Here is a 17,958-nt window from a genome sequence, read left to right as displayed (position 1 = left end):
TCATGACACGCTACATCATCATCGGCGCCGGTGCGGTTGGCGCGAGCCTTGCGGCCGAGTTCGAAACGCACGCCATCCCCTATGTCCTGGTCGGGCGCGGCGCCCAGATCGCACATATTGCCAGGCACGGCCTTTCCTATCGCCGCGCGGCGGAAAACAGGATCGTGCGGCTCAACACCGCCGATACCGCCGCACCGCCGGCGCTCCGGCAAGGCGATATCCTCGTCCTCGCAGTCAAGGCGCAGGATGTCGAGGCCACGACCGAGTTTTGGGCCTGGAGGGATGTCGAGGGGTCAGGTTTCGCATCGGAACTGCCGCTCGTGACGCTGCAGAATGGACTGGCGGCGGAAGATACTGCTCTGCGGCGCTTTGATCGCGTTTATGCGGCCAGTATTCGCATTCCGGCGCGCTACACGGTCACGGGCGAGGTCGTCGTTGGGGGCGAGCCGAATGTCGGCATCGTCGCCCTTGGATGCTACCCTGCGGGGCTCGACGATACGGCCCTGTCGATCGTCGCCGATCTTGCGAAGGCTGGCTATCTTGCCGAAGCGCGTCCGGACATCCGGCGATGGAAGGCTGCCAAGCTGGAGCATAACGTCACCAATGCGGTCGAGCTGTTCGCCGGTTCTCCCGAGCTTCATTCAAAGGCGGCAGCAAGCCTGGCGAAAGAGGCACGCACCGTTCTGGTGGCTGCCGGCTATGATCCGGCCGCACCGTCGGAATGGACGATCGATATTTCGTCCTGGCGCGTCGCACCCGAGAGCGGCATAAAGCCCGGCCAGCAATCGACCTGGCAGAGTTTCACCCGTGGCGCCTCAAGCGAGGTCGATTACCTGAACGGCGAAATCGTCAGGCTCGCGCGCATCCATGGCATAGCGGCTCCTCTCAATGCAGCCTTCCAGCAGGCGGCGGCAAGGCTTGCGCTCGAAGGTCGTCAACCGGGCACGAGGGATATCGCCGAGATCTGCTCCGTCGTTGCCGGTGGGGTGGCGCTTTGATTTGCCCGCGTTCGCCCACTTTTCGGGTGCTTCATGGCACATACATTGCCGACCGCCATCTATGCGTCGGAAAGGGATTTCACTGACTACACCGTCTCGTCAGGACAACTGACCAAACGCATCGAGGAAGCAGTGGGCGAACTGGGCGCTTTCTTTCGCCCGTCAACGGCCAGTCATGCTGCCGCCGAGTGAAACGTTCCTAACGATTGTCGTCGTATTCCTATCTTGGCAGCGAGGATCGCCGCGCATTGAAACATGCCCGGCACATCTCTCCTTCACTGCGACGTGCATTGTCATTTCACCCACGCTTGTTTCAGGCTGGCCGCAAAAGTGAGAGACTGCGGGCTTCAAGTTTTAGAGTTTTCTTCTCAACTGCGCTTCGACCCTGCTCATCGAGGCAGGATGTCGACAGCTCCAGGGCCCAGCGTTTGTCATCCGGCAAGGTAAAATCGCCATCTCCGTCATGGGGGTTGAAAAGGAGTAGAACATCATCCCAGCCCTCTTCGAAGGGCTGCTTACGCGACAGGCGCAGGCCGATCGCCGTATTTGCTTCATCGTCCCATTGCTCATCCGTCTGCTCGCCGCCGCTCGGATTGAGCCAGGTGACGACCAGACCGTCGCGCCAATTTTCTCGTCTGAGGATGGAATGTGCCTGACGCAAGGCGATCAGCCGTTTGACGAAGGTATAAAGCGCTTCAGCGCTGCCATATCGATCGTCCCAATGCAGCCAGCTGAGTTCGTTATCCTGACAGTAGCCATTGTTGTTGCCCATCTGGCTGCGGCCGGATTCATCACCCGCGAGCAGCATCGGCGTACCATGCGATAGAAAGAGGGTCGCGAGAAAATTGCGCTTCTGGCGCTCTCGAACGGTATTGATGGCTTCATCATTCGTCGGACCTTCAGCGCCGTAATTGTAGCTGCGGTTGTCATTATGGCCGTCATTGTTGTCTTCGCCATTGGCCTCATTATGCTTCTCGTTATAGGAGACGAGATCATTGAGCGTGAAGCCGTCATGGGCGGCGATGAAATTGACGCTCGCCCAGGGGCGGCGGCCGCGAAGATCATAAACATCGCCCGACCCTAAGATGCGGGCGGCAAAATCCCTTGTCATGCCGGGTGTGCCCTTCCAGTAATCCCGCACCGTATCGCGATATTTGTCATTCCATTCCGCCCAACCCGGCGGAAATCCCCCAACCTGGTAACCGCCGGGACCAATGTCCCACGGCTCGCCGACAAGTTTGACTTTCGCAAGCACCGGATCCTGGCCGACCGCGTCGAAGAAACCGCTGCGCTGATCGAAACCCTGAGGTTCGCGGCCAAGAATGGTGCCGAGATCGAAACGAAAGCCATCGACATGCATTTCTTCGACCCAATAGCGCAGCGAGTCCGTCACCATTTGCAGCACGCGCGGATGCGACGTGTTGATCGTGTTACCGGTGCCGGTGTCGTTGATGTAGTAGCGGGCTTGGTCCGGCAGGGTGCGGTAATAGGAGAAATTGTCGATGCCTTTGAATGAAAGGGTCGGACCGAGTTCATTGCCCTCCGCGGTATGATTGTAGACGACATCGAGGATGACCTCGATACCGGCATCGTGGAAGGCACGCACCATGTCGCGAAAGCCTTCAAGGCCTTTCGGCCCGTAATACCGAGTTGCCGGCGCGAAGAAGGCAAGGGTGTTGTAGCCCCAATAGTTGCGCAAGCCCTTGTCGAGCAAGTGACTGTCATCGGGAAAGAAATGGATGGGAAGGAGCTCGATCGAGGTGACGCCGAGGCTCTTGATGTAATCGACGACCGCCCCGTGCCCCAGGCCGTCAAAGGTGCCACGCAACGGCTCCGGAATTGCCGGATGCAGCATCGTCATTCCCTTGACGTGCGCCTCATAGAAAATGGTCTCAGGCCACGCGATCGACGGCCTTTTATCCGGCGCTTCATTCTTGAGGTCGACCACACGGCATTTGGGCATTTGTCCGGCGCTGTCGGTCTCGTCGAAGGAAAGATCCTTTTGCTCATCATCCAGACCATAGGCGAACTGGGCTTGCGACCATTCGATGTTGCCGACAAGCTCGCGGGCATAGGGATCGACGAGCAATTTGCTCGCATTGAAGCGATGACCATTTAACGGATCGAACGGGCCATGCACGCGGTAGCCGTACAAGGCACCCGGCTTCAATCCAGGCACATAGCCATGCCAGATTTCATGGGTATATTCCGGCAGAGCGATCCGCTCGATCTCCTGCTTTCCGCTTTCGTCGAAAAGGCAAAGCTCCACCTTTTCCGCATAGGCGCTGAAAAGTGCGAAATTGACACCTCGTCCATCATAATTCGCTCCCAGGCGTGTGTAATCTCCAGGCTCGATCGCATGCCTCTTGCCGCCTTCCGTCATGGAATCCTCGTGATGTTGCTGCGCAGCAGAAACACCCCGTGCAGCGCTTTGTTCCGGCCTTGAAGCTGGACTACACATGTATAGACGCCGGGATCGTCACCGATCTCCCACGAGAAGCGATAGGGAATGATCGGCAAACAGCTGCGCTGCCAGAAGATTGCCGGCTGCAGAAGGCTTATCCGTCAGGAGATCGTATAGCGGCCCCTTGAGCTCTCGCGGCATCGTCACAGCGGTGTCTTTCCAGAAATCCGATGAAGGCATATCGACCAGGCGCGGCACGATCGTAATCGCTATCCCACGCTCATGAACGCGCGCGAAAGCCACGAGATTGGACGCTCGTGGCCCGCTGGTTTCCAAGGGCACATATTCGCCCTCGAGAAAAAGCAAGGGATGTTGATTACGATAGCGTAGCACCTTACGGATGACGTGCCGTTTCAAGGAAGCCGCATCCGACGCGAGGGGACCGGCCGCTTCCGTGTCAGTCCATAGATAGCCGACCGGTCTTCGATTGTCCGGATCGACTAAGCTGAAATCAAGACCCTCGGTACCCTGATAGATATCGGGAATACCGGGAGCCGTGAGCTTGATCAGCAACTGAGCCAGGCTATTGCGGAAACCAAACTCCATGAAAGGGCGCAGCGTCCGGTCGAAATCACGGATGAACTCCCGACTATCCTCCGAAAACGAGGCGGCGGCATAGGCCTGGACCGCATGCTCATAGGAAGGATTTTCATCCATCCAATCCGTCCGGAGCTTGGCTTCTCGGATGGCCTTCAAGGCATAGGCGCAAAACCGTTCCTTCAGTGCGCTCCGATCGGCCCTCTCGATGTCCTGCGGCCAGATGCCGGCAAGCGCCTGGTAAAGCATCCATTCGATATTGGGCTCAGGCGCAGGTCCATCGGCAAGGCTGGAACGAAAAGGAGAATTCATGTTGCGCCACCGCTCGACACCGGCAATCCAGGCATCAGTATCCTGCGTCAGTCCGTAGAGGCGGGCGCGGGCGTCTTCTCCCCGCTTGGTATCATGCGTCGAGGTCGCGGAAAGGCCGCGGCGTTGTCGCCGAAATCGATCGGTCATGAATTGATGAAAGGCCGCCACCGAGCCCGGCGGCGTATGCGGCTCGCCTCCGACCTCGTTCAATGCGATCAGGCGGTTATACCGATAAAACAGCGTGTCCTCGACTGCCTTTGCCATGATCGGACCGCTGAGCTGCTGGAATCTGGCTCGAAACTCCAGAGCTTCGGCTGCAGCAACATCCCCTTTCAGAAGGCGGCCAAGCGCATTAACGGCATCAATGGTCGGCAATCGGCTTCGGACCTTCTCGCAGGCACTCTCGATGACCGCCACGTCATCGGACGATGCAGCTCCCCGATAGCCGTAGGTACGGTAAACCGGGAAGGCGACCAGCAGCTCGCGAAGCGCCGCCGCTATTTCCTCCGTGTCGAAATCGGGAAAAATCGAACATGCCAGGCTCGCCAGACGCCTCGTCTCGTCGGCGAAATTGCGCTCGACCATCAACAGCTTCGCCCTGCGCAAACCTGCGGCAAAGTCGGCATCCTCCTCGCTGACGGACCTGTAGGCTTCATCCAGCTTGCGCAATCCCTCCTCGTTCACGAAGAGATCGGCCATGGCGGCGATGAATTCGTAGCCGGTCGTTCCCGACACCGGCCAATCCGCCGGCAGCGTCTCGCCAGGGGCAAGGATTTTCTCGACTACGATGAACGTGTCCGGGCCGACAGCTTGCCGCAAATGCTCGAGATAACCCTTCGGATCGGCCAGTCCGTCGATATGGTCGACGCGTAATCCTTGGACCTGTCCGGCGCGAACCAATTCGATGATCAGCCGATGCGTGTCGTCGAAGACCCGCGCGTCCTCCACGCGCATTCCGACCAGACCCGCCACCTCGAAGAAGCGCCGATAGCTGAGGTTTTCGGCGGCATCTTTCCAATAGAGCAATTGCCAATGCTGTTCCGCGAGCAGTTTTCTCATCGCGGCCGCATCCCTCGAAAATGCGCGCAACCGCTCCGCATCCATTCCTATGTCCGCTGCCAGCCGCTCGGCACTTTCAGCCGAGAGCGGAAGCAGATTGTCGAAATAGGCCAAATAGATGCGCCCATCCGCAGGCTCGTAGCGAAGATCAAAGTCCGCCCCGGCCAGGCTTTCCTCGAATGGGTGTCCCAGAAGCGGCAAGGTAAGCTTGCGTCGCCAGTCGATATCGAAATGGCCGGCATAGGCACTGCCCGATCCTCGCTGCAACACGTCCCGCCACCACGCGTTTTCCACGGAAGCGGCCATATGGTTGGGAACGATATCGAGGATCAAGCCCATGCTCGCCTGCTGCAAGGCCATGCAGAAAGCATCGAACCGCTCGCGACCGCCAAGCACCGGGTCGATCTCGTTCGCATCCGTGACATCATATCCGTGCGTCGATCCCTTTTTCGCTGCAAGGATCGGCGAGGCATAGACATGGCTGATACCGAGATCTTTCAGATAGGGAACCAGCTCCGTTGCCTTGTCAAAGGTGACATCTCCGCGAAACTGCAGGCGATAGGTGGACGTTAAGACGGTCATGGCTTCCTCGCTGCGTCGGGGGGCTCTGAAGAACGGAACTGAAAGAGATCTGTTCCCACCTCAGGAACCGTTCCCGTCAAGATGTGTTGGAATGCAGGAAAATTTCAGCGTCATCGACGGACAGGGTGTCATGCAGCAAGGCTTCGCATTTGGACCACAAATCAACGAAAATGCGGTCTTGTTCCGCCTGTGGGCGCCCTTGGCGGAGCGCGCGCTCGTCCGCATCGAGCAGCGCGGGGAATGGGCCATGCGGCGGAGCCAGGACGGGTGGCATGCCGTCGAAGTCAAGGATGCGCAGATCGGCGATCGCTATAAGTTCGTGCTGGCCGATGGGTTTGCCGTGCCGGATCCCGCCTCGCGCTTTCAGCCCGAAGACGTTCACGGCCCGAGCGAGCTGATCGATCCAACGTTCGCCTGGCAAACGCAGGGATGGAAGGGACGCCGCTGGGAGGAAATCGTCATCTACGAACTGCATGTCGGCGCCTTCACGGAAGCTGGCACATTTCTGGCGGCCGTCGAAAAGCTCGACCATTTGCAACGCCTCGGTATAACAGCCATTCAACTCATGCCGCTTTCGGATTTTCGCGGCCGATATGGGTGGGGCTACGACGGTGTTTTACCCTATGCGCCGGATAGCAGCTACGGCCGTCCCGAGCATCTAAAAATGCTCGTCGATGCAGCCCATGAGCGTGGCATCTGCGTCTTTCTCGATGTGGTCTACAATCATTTCGGGCCGGACGGGAACTATCTGCCCCGCTACGCGCCGATATTTGGCGACCGGCACGAAAGCGTCTGGGGCAAGGGCCTGAACTACGATGGCGAAGGCAGTCGTTTCATCCGCGATTTCGTCATCGAAAATGCAATCTACTGGCTGAGCGAGTTTCGGATGGATGGTTTGCGGCTCGACGCCGTTCACGCGATGAAGGACGACAGCGATCCGCATATCCTTCTCGAACTTGCCGGTCGCGTCAGAAGCGCCTTCCCTGAACGCTATGTCCATCTGATCGTCGAGAACGAGGATAATGACGCGGCTCTCCTCTCTCGCGGCGAAGACGGTAAGCCGCGCCACTTTACGGCACAGTGGAATGATGACATCCACCACGCTCTTCATGTAGCGGCCACAGGCGAGATCTTCGGCTACTATCAAGACTATGCCGATTGGGGACCACGCCTGAGCCGCGCGCTTGCCGAAGGCTTCGCGTTTCAGGGGGAGCATATGCAGTATCGAGGCCGGCCAAGAGGATCGCCGAGCGCTGGCTTGTCACCATCGGCTTTTATTTCTTTCATCCAGAACCATGACCAGATCGGCAATCGGGCACGCGGCGATCGCATGATTTCCTCCCATCCGATCGAGGCGATAAAGGCCATTGCAGCCATCTATCTTCTCTCGCCGCAGATCCCCATGCTGTTCATGGGTGAGGAATGGGGCGCTGCCGATCCCTTTCCCTTCTTTTGCGACTTCGATGAGGAGCTCAACGCCAAGATCAGGCTTGGCCGCAAGGAGGAACTGAAGCGCCTGCCCGGCTTCGAAGCGGAGGATGTGTGCGACCCGACGGCCGAAGCTACCTTCCGAAGCGCGAAATTGCGCTGGGATAAAATGAATGAGAACCCGGGAATTGGCCACTATTACCGGCAGCTGCTAAGGCTCAGACATGAAATAATCGTGCCGCTCCTTGCTGAAGCGCATAGTTGCCCGGCCACCTATGATCCGGACGCCTCTCCCGTCCGAGTGCGCTGGCAAACGGGGTCCACACACCTTCATTTGGCAGCCAACTTGTCGAACGCGCCAGTCGTTTTGAAAAGACCGACCGAGGGACAAGCATTTTTCTCGTCGGGCAGCACAGCCGACAACCGGCTGGGACCGTGGGCCGTTGTTTGGAGCCTGTCCTGAGCCACGTTCAAGTTGAACGACAAGCTTGCGCCGCTCTTCGAAAACCTTAGAGGTCCGCGAGTTTAGACTTGTAGGCGCTCCGCCTTCTCCAAGGCGTCGAGGATCACTTTGTCGGTAAATGGCTTGCCAACTATTCCGACTGCTCCTTCGAGGCCGTATCCAACCCGTTCGGGGCTGCCGGTCACAAAGATGACTTTTATCCCGAACCGATCCGTCAATCGGCGGGCGAGTCCCGCTCCGCTATGGCCATCGGCCAAGCCGAGATCCACGAAAGCCACCCGTGCCTTTGACGCGTAGGCCAGGGCCTGCTCCGCCGTCATGAAGGGACCTACGACTTCGTGGCCGGCTTCGATAGCAATACGCTCCAATTCGAGTGCCACCAAGGGCTCGTCTTCGACGATCATGATCTTCATTAGCAACCTCCTCGTGCAACAAGAGACAGATCAAATTGGAAGAAAGATGGTGTCCGCTACCCGACAGTTCCGTCGAATGCGCCTCCGCGACACTATTGTCCAACCTCCAAAGACAGCAGACTTTCAGGATTGTTCACCTCCCCTCGTCGCCTCTTCGGGATCAAAGACAAACATCGCCGTTGAAAGGGGCGCGAGATCGAGGAGAAGAGACTGGCGGCGCCCATGCGCAGGAAAATCGCCGGCAACACGATCGCCAGAGCCGATACCTGCTCCGCCATAAACAGGGTCATCGGTATCGAGTATCCGCCGCCAGAGGCCGGAAAAAGGCACGCCTACCCTGTATCCGCCCCGGAAAACCGGAGTGAAATTCGAGACGATCAGAATGGCCGACCGCCGCCCGGCATCAAAACGCAGCATTCCGAAAACCGACTGTTCGGCATCATCTGCAACCGCCCACTCAAAGCCGTCCGGCACGGTATCGCCATGCTGCAAACAGGGAAAATACCCGTAGATCCGGTTCAGATCGCGCACCAGCCGTTGCAGGCCGGCGTGAGACGGTTCATCGAGGAGATCCCATTCCACGGAACTGTCGTGGCTCCATTCCGACCATTGACCGATCTCGCCGCCCATGAAGAGAAGCTTCTTACCGGGGTACCCCCACATGAAGCCGAAAAGAGAGCGGAGATTGGCCATCTTCTGCCACTGATCGCCGGGCATCTTAGCGAGCATCGAGCCCTTTCCATGTACGACTTCGTCATGCGAAAACGGCAGGATGAAGCGCTCGCTATAGGCATAGATCATGCCGAAGGTCATCGAACCATGATGATACTTTCGATAGACTGGGTCGTCGGACATGTAATGGAGCGTGTCGTGCATCCATCCCATATTCCACTTCATGTCGAAGCCGAGCCCACCTTCCGCTACGGGTTTTGTGATGTTCGGAAAAGCGGTCGATTCCTCGGCGATCATCAGTGCATGCAGACAGCGTTCGTGAACGATGCTGTTCAGATGCTTGAAGAACTCGATGGCTTCCAGGTTTTCGCGCCCGCCGTAGCGGTTCGGGATCCATTCGCCTTCCGGGCGGCTATAGTCGCGATAGAGCATGGAGGCGACGGCATCGACGCGCAATCCGTCCACATGATAGCGCTCAAGCCATTCGAGCGCGCTCGCGATCAGGAAGCCTTTGACCTCGTTGCGGCCGAGATTATAGATCAGCGTGTTCCAGTCGCGATGGAAGCCCTCTCGCGGATCTTCGTGCTCATAAAGCGCGGTGCCGTCAAAACGCGCCAATCCCCAGACATCCGTCGGAAAATGCGCCGGCACCCAATCCAGGATGACACCGAGCCCTTCCTGGTGGCAGCGATCGACGAAATATGCGAAATCTTCGGGCGTGCCGTGGCGCCCGGTCGGCGCAAACAGGCCGAGTGGCTGATAGCCCCACGATCCGCCAAAAGGATGCTCCATGATCGGCAACAGCTCGATATGGGTGAAACCCATTTCGCGGACGTAGGGAATGAGCCGCTGCGAGAGTTCGATCCAATCCAGCGCGCGGCCGCCATCTTCCATGTTGCGCAGCCAGGAGCCGGCATGGACCTCATAAATCGAAAGCGCCTTGGCGAAATGATCGGTGCTTCGGCCATTGTCCATCCAGCCATGATCGTTCCAGCGGAAAGGCTCGGCCGAAGCCACCACGGACGCCGTCGATGGCGCCGGCTCCGCGGCCCGCGCGACCGGATCGGCCTTTTGCGGAAGCAGGGTGCCGAAGCGATCGAGAATCTCGAACTTGTAGCGTTCGCCGTCCGTGATATGCGGAATGAATATCTCCCAGACACCTGCCTGCGGCCGGAGCCTCATCGGATGGCGGCGTCCGTCCCAGGCGTTGAAGTCACCGACTACGGACACCCGGCTTGCATTCGGCGCCCAAACCGCAAAGCGCACGCCCGCGACATCGTCGATCGTCATCGGATTGGCGCCGAGAGCTTCGCTGAGACTGTAATGCGTGCCCTGCGAGATCAGGTGGAGATCCAGATCGCCGAGCAACGGCGCGAAGCTGTAGGGGTCGGCCATCACCTGGACCGCATCGGGCCATTGAATTCTCAGATAATAGGCGTTGCGGTCGGCAAGCATCGCGCCGAACAAGCCTGCCGGATGGATGAGATCGGCCAATGCCAGAACGCGATCGCTGTCTCGATCGAGGATTTCAACGCGCAAAGCCCCCGGAAGATAGGCCTTGACGCTGTAGCGGCCGTCCACACCTTGGTGCATGCCGAGGATCGAAAAGGGATCTCCGTGCCTCCCCTCCACCAGGGCATGTATCGAACCCGCATCCACTCCGCTGAGAATGTCGGCAACGTCGCTCATGAGCGGCTCTCCGAAAGTCGGGCTATGATGGCGGCAAGTCCGTTCAGCGGGATCGGTAGCCACTTCGGACGGTTTCGTGCCTCGTAGGCGATCTCATAGGCGGCCTTTTCCAGAAGAAAGATATCGATGATCCGCCGCACCTCGGCGGGCGTTTTCGGCAAATCGGGCGAAGCCGCCAATGCCTCGATATAGGACGTCAGAAAAACGAGCTCCGCATTTTCCGCGAAGCGCTGGATCACCTGTCTGCGGCGGGCATCATGATGATCCGAAATAGCGTCGTTTTCGAGCATGGCGGTTGCCGAGAGATAGTCGAGCGACCGCAGCAGGCCGGCAGCGTCGCGCAGCGGGCTCGTCTTGGCGCGACGCTCGGCGAGATTGCGCGCCGGCTCGCCTTCGAAATCGATGATAACGGCATCGCCTTCGGTCACCAGGATCTGGCCAAGATGGAAATCGCCATGCGCGCGCGTCAGCAAAGTGCCTTTCGCCTGGTCCGCCAGCGCACTGGCAAGCTCGATGATCCTGTCGCGTTCGGCAAGCAGCAAGGATATTTGCTCTGCGATCTCCGGCTCGACATTATCTTCAAGGCCGGTCAGCTTGGAAAAAGCATAGGTGATCTCGCCCGTTACGGTTTTGCGAATGCCGGCGATATCGCGTGTATCCGCACGACGTGGCGCAAAAGCTTCGTCGTCGGTCGGCTGCGCCAGCAAGACATGCAATTCTCCGAGGCGTTCGCCGACCATGGAAATGAAATGCAGAAGAGGCTGCAGCTGCTCATCGGCTGACTCGACTGCAGCCTCGGTGATCACGATCTCGTCAGCGGTGCGGCGCAGATTGGACAGCATCCAATTCCAGGCATCACCCTGGTTACGGATCGCGCCTTGCACGATGATAAGCGTCGATCGGCGACCTTCGCCGTCGGTCCGAGCGACCTCGCCCAGAAGAGGCGCAGTATGCTCATAGCCATGTTCCGTCAAATAGCGCGTCATCTCGACTTCCGGATGGACGCCGACGAAGACATGGCGGATCAGCTTGATCATTGCCAAGTCGCCCACGAGCAACGAGCTGTTGGATTGTTCGGCCGAAAGCCAGCGGATCGGCATATCCTCGGTCAAGGCCAGGCAATCGAGCCGATCGGTACCAATGAATTCGATCATGCCTGTGCGTCCGCTGACCGTCGAGCGGTCGCACAGGCCCTGAAGGATGCCGCGCGCCATCATCTCGACGGCAAATCCATCGGTCAGGAATCCAACCCGCCTGCCCTGCCGGATACGGGCAAGGGAAAGCTGCTGGGCGAGCACGTTGGTCGCCGTATCGTCCCATTCAGCTGCGAGCGGCAATTGATAGCTTTCCACATGATCCGGCAGCACGACCTCGATCTCTCCGAGCACGACGCCGTCGGCAAAGGGTATCGGCGTCGCGGAAACGAGCCTCGCCTCCTGCAGGGCCTGGTCCTTGGCGCCGAACCAACGGCGCTTCGCAAGATAGGCCGGCAGGATATCCCTGCTCAGCACCGCAGTGTGATGCGGCAGCTCGGCAAGCTCCGTCAGGCTGCGCCGGATAACGATCGTCACCAGATCGACAAGTTGCTCGGGCGGTGCCGTGCGCCAGCCTGGTCCGTCGGCGTCGGCATTCAGCTGGAACCAGAAGAAACCATAAGGGGGCAATGTGAGCAGGTAGGTGAGTTGCCCAATCGGCGGGAACGGCGACATGCCCGTCAACTCCACCGGAACCCGCCCTTCGAACTGCTGCAGATCAAGCTCGACCGCCTGGGGAACGCGCGACAGGTTTGCGACGCAAAGAATGACCTCGTCACCATATTCACGCAAATAGGCCAGAATCCGCCGGTTGGCCGGTGTCAGAAAGCGCAATGAGCCTCGGCCGAAGGCGCTGTGGCGGCCGCGCAGCGCCAGCATTCGCCGCGTCCAGTTCAACAGGGAATGCGCGTCCGCCACCTGTGCCTCGACATTCAATGCCTCGAAGCCATAGAGCGGATCGGCAACCGGCGGCAATACGAGCCGTGCCGGATCTGCGCGCGAGAAGCCACCATTGCGATCGGGTGACCATTGCATCGGGGTGCGTACCCCGTCCCGGTCGCCGAGATAAATATTGTCTCCCATGCCGATCTCGTCGCCGTAATAGACGATGGGCGTTCCCGGCATGGACAGCAGCAGCGCATTCATGAGCTCGATACGGCGGCGGTCGCGTTCCATCAATGGCGCCAGCCGCCGGCGGATGCCAAGGTTGATGCGGGCGCGCTTGTCGGAGGCGTAGGTCTCCCACAGATAATCGCGTTCAGCGTCGGTGACCATTTCGAGCGTCAACTCGTCGTGATTTCTGAGGAAGATCGCCCATTGGCAGATTTCGGGGATTTCCGGCGTTTGACGTATGATGTCGGTGATCGGGAAGCGGTCCTCCTTGGCAATCGCCATGTACATGCGTGGCATGAGAGGAAAATGGAACGCCATGTGGCATTCGTCGCCGTCGCCGAAATATTCTCGGGTGTCCTCCGGCCACTGGTTTGCCTCGGCAAGGAGCAGCACGCCGGAATGTGTCGCATCGAGCGCCGCACGGATCTGTTTGAGGATCAGATGGGTTTCCGGCAGGTTTTCGTTGTTGGTGCCCTCGCGCTCGACAAGATAGGGGATCGCATCGAGGCGGAAGCCGTCGATGCCGGTCTCAAGCCAGAAGCGCATGACATCGATAATTTCCTTCATGACCAGCGGATTGTCGAAATTGAGATCTGGCTGGTGCGAATAGAAGCGGTGCCAGTAATAGGCGCCCGCCGTCGGATCGAATGTCCAGTTCGACTTTTCCGTATCGAGAAAAATGATACGGGTCTCGGGAAATTTCAGGTCGGTGTCCGACCAGACGTAGAAGTCTCGCTCGGGGCTTCCGGCAGGCGATTGCCGCGCGCGCTGGAACCAGGGATGTTGGTCCGAGGTGTGATTGATGACAAGCTCGATAATCACGCGGATATTGTGTTCATGCGCCGCTGCCACGAACTTCCGGAAATCCTCGAGTGTCCCGTAGTCCGGGCTGACGTTGCGATAATCGGCGATATCATAACCGTCGTCGCGCCGAGGCGAGGGAAAGAACGGCAGGAGCCAAATGGCATTCACGCCGAGTGCAGCTATATAGTCGAGCTTCTGGTACAGGCCTTCGAAGTCGCCAATGCCATCGCCATTGGCATCGTAAAATGACTTGATGTGCAGCTGGTAGATGATCGCATCCTTATACCATAGTGGGTCGTCGGCAAGTTTATCGCTCTCGGCCATGTGAACAGTGTCCATCTCAGACCTCCCCTGCCCTGACGCGCCAGATGGCAAAGGGCAAATGAGCTGGATCGAGCCTGATCATCTGCCACTTCCCGGTACGGCTGAATCTTTGGCCACTGACGAGATCCTCGAAAACGATTGTGCCATCGTCTGCCAGGCCGAACCGCCAGAGCGGAAATTCGACATTGCTTTCCTCTATCGCATGCGGATTGAGCGTCACGGCGACAAACAGAACGTTGTGGCGTCCGGCGCTTGCCTTCTCGAAAAACATGACGTTGGGGTTCGACGAGGGCAGAAAGGTCAGGCCGAGATGCGAATGCAGCGCTGAATTATCCCTGCGAATGCGGTTGAGCATCGAGATCTCCGCCTTGATGTTGCCCGGTCGGTCGTAATCCCAGGCGCGGATTTCGTATTTTTCACTATCGGCATATTCCTTGCGCTTGGCATCCGGACGTCCTTCGCAAAGCTCGAAACCGTTATAGACGCCCCAAAGCCCGGACAGTGTGGCGGCCAGCGCGGCCCGGATGAGATAGGCAGAGCGCGGCGCGTTCTGCAGGAAGTCCGGGTTGATGTCGTGCGTGTTGACGAAGAAATGCGGGCGAAAGAATTCTCTGACCTCACTTCGAGTAAGCTCGGTCAGATATTCCTCCAGCTCCGCCCTTGTGTTGCGCCAGGTGAAGTAGGTGTAGGACTGGGAGAAGCCGACCTTTGCCAGCCGGTACATCACCTTCGGTCTTGTGAAGGCTTCCGAAAGGAACACGACCTTCGGATGACGCGCGCGGATGTCGCCGATCATCCACTCCCAGAAGGGAAAAGGCTTGGTATGGGGGTTATCGACGCGAAAGATGTCGACACCTTCCTCGATCCACATTTCGACGATGTCGCGAAGTTCGGCCCAAAGTGCCGGCACCGCCTCCGGCGCGTAAAAATCGACATTGACGATGTCTTCGTATTTCTTCGGTGGATTTTCAGCATAGCGGATCGTGCCGTCGGGGCGCCAGTCGAACCAGCCCGGATGCTCCTTTAGCCACGGATGGTCAGGGGAGGCTTGAATCGCTAAATCGAGCGCAATCTCCAATCCGAACCGCTTGGCTTCCGTAATCAGATGCTCGAAGTCATGGAATCCTCCAAGCAGGGGGTGGATTGCCTCATGCCCGCCATCCTCCGAACCAATCGCGTAAGGACTGCCCGGGTCAGTTGGAGCGGCGATAAGAGAATTGTTGCGGCCCTTGCGGTTGGTGTGGCCGATCGGGTGGATCGGCGGGAAATAAAGCACGTCGAAACCCATATCCCGGATGGCCGGCAAACGTGCGATGACGTCTTCGAAAGTGCCGTGGCGATTGGGGTCCCCGCTCTGGGAGCGTGGAAATATCTGATACCAGCTTGCAAAGGCCGCCTCGCGGCGTTCGGCTTCGATGCCATAGGTCCGCGAGTGCGAAGCAAAGGGACGGCGGTCGGCGAGCGCCATGAGTTCGTTTGTTCGTGTGGCAAGCAGCAATTCAAGCTTGCCCTCCCCATCACGCCTTTCAAGCTCGGCAAGCAGCGCCGCGAGTTCTGTCCTGGTTTCGTCTGTCATCGGTATGCCGTCATCGGCTGCAGCATCCCGGATCAATTCTTCGCCTTCGATTAGCTCCAGCCGCAGATCGAGCCGCGCTTCGCTCTTCTTGAGAAGCTCGTAGCGGAAGATAGCGAAGGGATTTTTCCAGGCTTCGACCTTGAAATCGAAACGCCCGAGGCGATCGAGCAGGAAGGACCCCTGCCATCGATCGTTTTCGGAAAGGACCATTCTCGCTCGACGCCACTCAAGCTCATCGCGAGCGCGGTAAAGAAGGGCGGCCGACAGCAGATCATGGCCATCGGCAAAGATGTCCGCCTCGACGATCACGGTGTCGCCAACGATGCGCTTGACCGCAAAACGTCCGTCATCCACTTGCGGCATAATATTTTCGATGGCGATGCGCGGAGAGGCTGTCGCTTCAGCGAGAGACAGCTCCCCTTCGTCAGCCGTAACAATAGAGTGGGCCTGCGTTGTAACGGCACATACGGCGCCGGGAGCGATCCTTCGGCTGCCGGACACCTCGATAGGCAGGAAAGGCGAGGCCAAGCGATGCATGATGTCGTCAGGCAGTTCCCCGACACGACGCAGATTTCTGTTGACAGCGAGAAGCCGCGCATGCGCTGCCTCCCGCAATGTAGACCGGTCGGCCTGCGCGATCACCGTGACTTGGCTCGTTGTTTCACATTGAAGGAGCACCCATCGAGTGGACGCACGTGGAACGGAATTCAGGTCGCGTATATCGGTCGAGATATCGTAGGCTCCCTCGGCTTTGAGGACACGCAAACCCTTCCCATGACCATATGTCGGATCAAGCGGCAGGGTGGCGCCGAATTCGAATCCCATCGGCACAAGCAATCCGTCGCCGAGTTCGGCTGCAAGATGGAGAGCGCGGCGTGATTTTCGCTCGCGGATTTCCCTGCTTTCGGTGCCATGCGCCAGTCGCCTTCCAAACGGCGCTTCCGGAAAGGCGATCTGTGGCCCGAAAGGGAGCTGCAGGCGATATTCCTCGAGGAACCAGCTTTCGCGCAGATCCCACCAGGCAAGCGACGAAAAGGCCCCATCGAACCCGCAGTCTTGCAATTCTGAACGAAAAGCGAAATCAGTTCCCGGGGTATAGGCAAAAAATCTCGTTTTCGGATCGGCGATCTTTGCGCTGGCGATCAATCGTCGCCAACCATCAGCAGGCAGGCTGTCAAGACCAATGACCCGATACCCTATGATCCCGCAGGCCGCGAAGTCTGCGAGGTGCGTTTCCCATTCGCCGGTCACCTCGCTCGAATATGGCGCGCGGGACTGAGATGGAGAGCCCGGCGATCGCCGGGGGTCGAGAGGGGTCGAGACCTCTGTTCTTACATCGCGCGGCTTTACCGCGAGATCGAGCATAAGCCCCACGCCGCGCTCGCGCGCATCTTTTGCCAGGGCGAAAAGACCCTCCTTCACTTCGTCTTCAAGTTTGGCCTCCGCATCCGATCGCTTGTAATTCTCTGTGGAGCAAAGACCGGCACTCCTCGTGTCGGGGAAGGGCGGGGCGGAAAGCACGATATCGAAACCGAGCGTGCTTGCATGATCGAAAGCTTCGCTCCATTGGTCTCGCCCAGTTAGGAGCAACGGATTTACATAATAGATCCGCGGATGGCTAAACGCCCCGGCCGACTCGGCTGCAAACGTCATCAGTCTGTTCTCCACGCATCAGGCGGAAATAAATTGTCCCTCCCGGCGATACCAAGACCAACCATCGAACGACTTGCTTGTTCCCTCCAATCGAGCAACTTCCATTTGAACAACCCAGTCATAAAGGCGCATCGTTCCCCATTCAGACGAACGTGCTTTCACTTCAGTTCACAATAGATTGGCTAAAAGCGTTCGCGCGTTTCCTCTTCAGGCCAGCCGTCACCGTACATTGCCCACAGCAGTCTGCTTTCGACCCTATAGCATCCCGCGGGTGCGATACGATCTGGGTCATCGAGAGTACATGCTGTCATGCAGAGGAGGTCGTCATCAAACCAATGCAGGAAAAGCAATGATCCACAGACAGGACGTAAGCTGCTCAACAATCGGTGAGGAGCGATGCTGCCCTGAATTGGGGTTGCCGGCTATGCTCAGCGGCTCCATACATGCAGTGCACCGGCATCTGCGAGACTGCGTTTGACGGTGGCGGCCTGGCTTGAGGCGATATCCGCCGAGACCTCGATCTCGCCTGCAAGCGGTGCGTCACCGCGAGCCCCCTCATCATGCGAGGCATCTCCACCCGAGGGCGCTGAACCTGCAGTGTTGCGGTCGCTTGCCGACTGAACGAAAATGTCCGGCCTCGAAATTCCATGCTGCTGAACCAGATGCTCGACGGCAAGATCGGCTGCCTGACGTGTTTGGAAAGTGGCTCTGATCGTTGTGGTGCTGTTGTCCGCCATTGCTGTCTCCAATGAAAGAACTCAAGGGGCAAAACACCAGCATTTGCGGGAATTTCCTTGGGTTCGGTTATGTTTTGACCGGCGTTTGCGCCGATCGGCT

General features: G+C 58.6%; 9 protein-coding genes and 1 pseudogene. 3 read left to right on the top strand and 7 right to left on the bottom strand.

Annotation, left to right across the window (positions count from 1 at the left end; translation table 11 throughout):
• Positions 1 to 2 precede the first annotated feature (2 nt).
• Both FHT84_RS08600 and FHT84_RS08595 read left to right on the top strand, forming a co-directional pair.
• Positions 3 to 998, top strand: a complete 996-nt coding sequence (locus FHT84_RS08600) for a ketopantoate reductase family protein (RefSeq protein ID WP_183761805.1) — start codon at positions 3 to 5, stop codon at positions 996 to 998.
• Between the two features lie 6 nt (positions 999 to 1,004).
• Positions 1,005 to 1,190, top strand: a pseudogene (locus FHT84_RS08595) (FMN reductase); the annotation flags it as partial.
• A 121-nt stretch (positions 1,191 to 1,311) separates the two neighbouring features.
• On the opposite strand, the gene glgX reads toward FHT84_RS08595, so the two are convergent.
• On the bottom strand, positions 1,312 to 3,381 hold the full coding sequence (glgX, locus tag FHT84_RS08590) for a glycogen debranching protein GlgX (RefSeq protein ID WP_183761801.1): 2,070 nt from the start codon (positions 3,379 to 3,381) through the stop codon (positions 1,312 to 1,314).
• A gap of 96 nt (positions 3,382 to 3,477) precedes the next feature.
• Positions 3,478 to 5,952: a malto-oligosyltrehalose synthase gene (gene treY / locus FHT84_RS08585; protein WP_183761797.1), complete on the bottom strand. Its 2,475-nt coding sequence runs from the start codon at positions 5,950 to 5,952 to the stop codon at positions 3,478 to 3,480.
• 130 nt (positions 5,953 to 6,082) lie between these two features.
• Here treY and treZ point away from each other — a divergent pair, with 130 nt between their 5' ends.
• Complete coding sequence (treZ, locus tag FHT84_RS08580) at positions 6,083 to 7,843, top strand: malto-oligosyltrehalose trehalohydrolase (RefSeq protein WP_113249061.1); 1,761 nt, start codon at positions 6,083 to 6,085, stop codon at positions 7,841 to 7,843.
• A gap of 62 nt (positions 7,844 to 7,905) precedes the next feature.
• Here treZ and FHT84_RS08575 read toward each other — a convergent pair whose 3' ends face one another.
• From FHT84_RS08575 to FHT84_RS08555, 5 genes are all read right to left on the bottom strand, one after another.
• Entirely contained in the window at positions 7,906 to 8,256 is a 351-nt protein-coding gene (locus FHT84_RS08575; RefSeq protein ID WP_112341918.1) for a response regulator, read from the bottom strand.
• A 123-nt stretch (positions 8,257 to 8,379) separates the two neighbouring features.
• Positions 8,380 to 10,617: a 1,4-alpha-glucan branching protein GlgB gene (gene glgB / locus FHT84_RS08570; protein WP_183761794.1), complete on the bottom strand. Its 2,238-nt coding sequence runs from the start codon at positions 10,615 to 10,617 to the stop codon at positions 8,380 to 8,382.
• A complete protein-coding gene (treS, locus tag FHT84_RS08565; RefSeq protein WP_183761791.1) occupies positions 10,614 to 13,907 on the bottom strand; it encodes a maltose alpha-D-glucosyltransferase in 3,294 nt (1,097 codons plus the stop codon). The genes glgB and treS overlap by 4 nt, the downstream gene beginning before the upstream one ends.
• A gap of 1 nt (position 13,908) precedes the next feature.
• The gene (locus tag FHT84_RS08560) at positions 13,909 to 17,121 is read right to left on the bottom strand and encodes an alpha-1,4-glucan--maltose-1-phosphate maltosyltransferase (protein ID WP_183761789.1); all 3,213 of its coding nucleotides are present in this window, start codon (positions 17,119 to 17,121) and stop codon (positions 13,909 to 13,911) included.
• Between the two features lie 428 nt (positions 17,122 to 17,549).
• Positions 17,550 to 17,858 (bottom strand): hypothetical protein, encoded by a 309-nt coding sequence (locus tag FHT84_RS08555; RefSeq protein ID WP_113248733.1) that lies wholly within the window; start codon positions 17,856 to 17,858, stop codon positions 17,550 to 17,552.
• Positions 17,859 to 17,958: the final 100 nt, after the last annotated feature.

It is taken from the genome of Rhizobium sp. BK289, from assembly GCF_014193575.1.
Classification (GTDB): Bacteria; Pseudomonadota; Alphaproteobacteria; order Rhizobiales; family Rhizobiaceae; genus Rhizobium; species Rhizobium tropici_C.
Note: the sequence above shows the minus strand (reverse complement) of the source record. Positions and strands in the feature narration are given on the sequence as shown.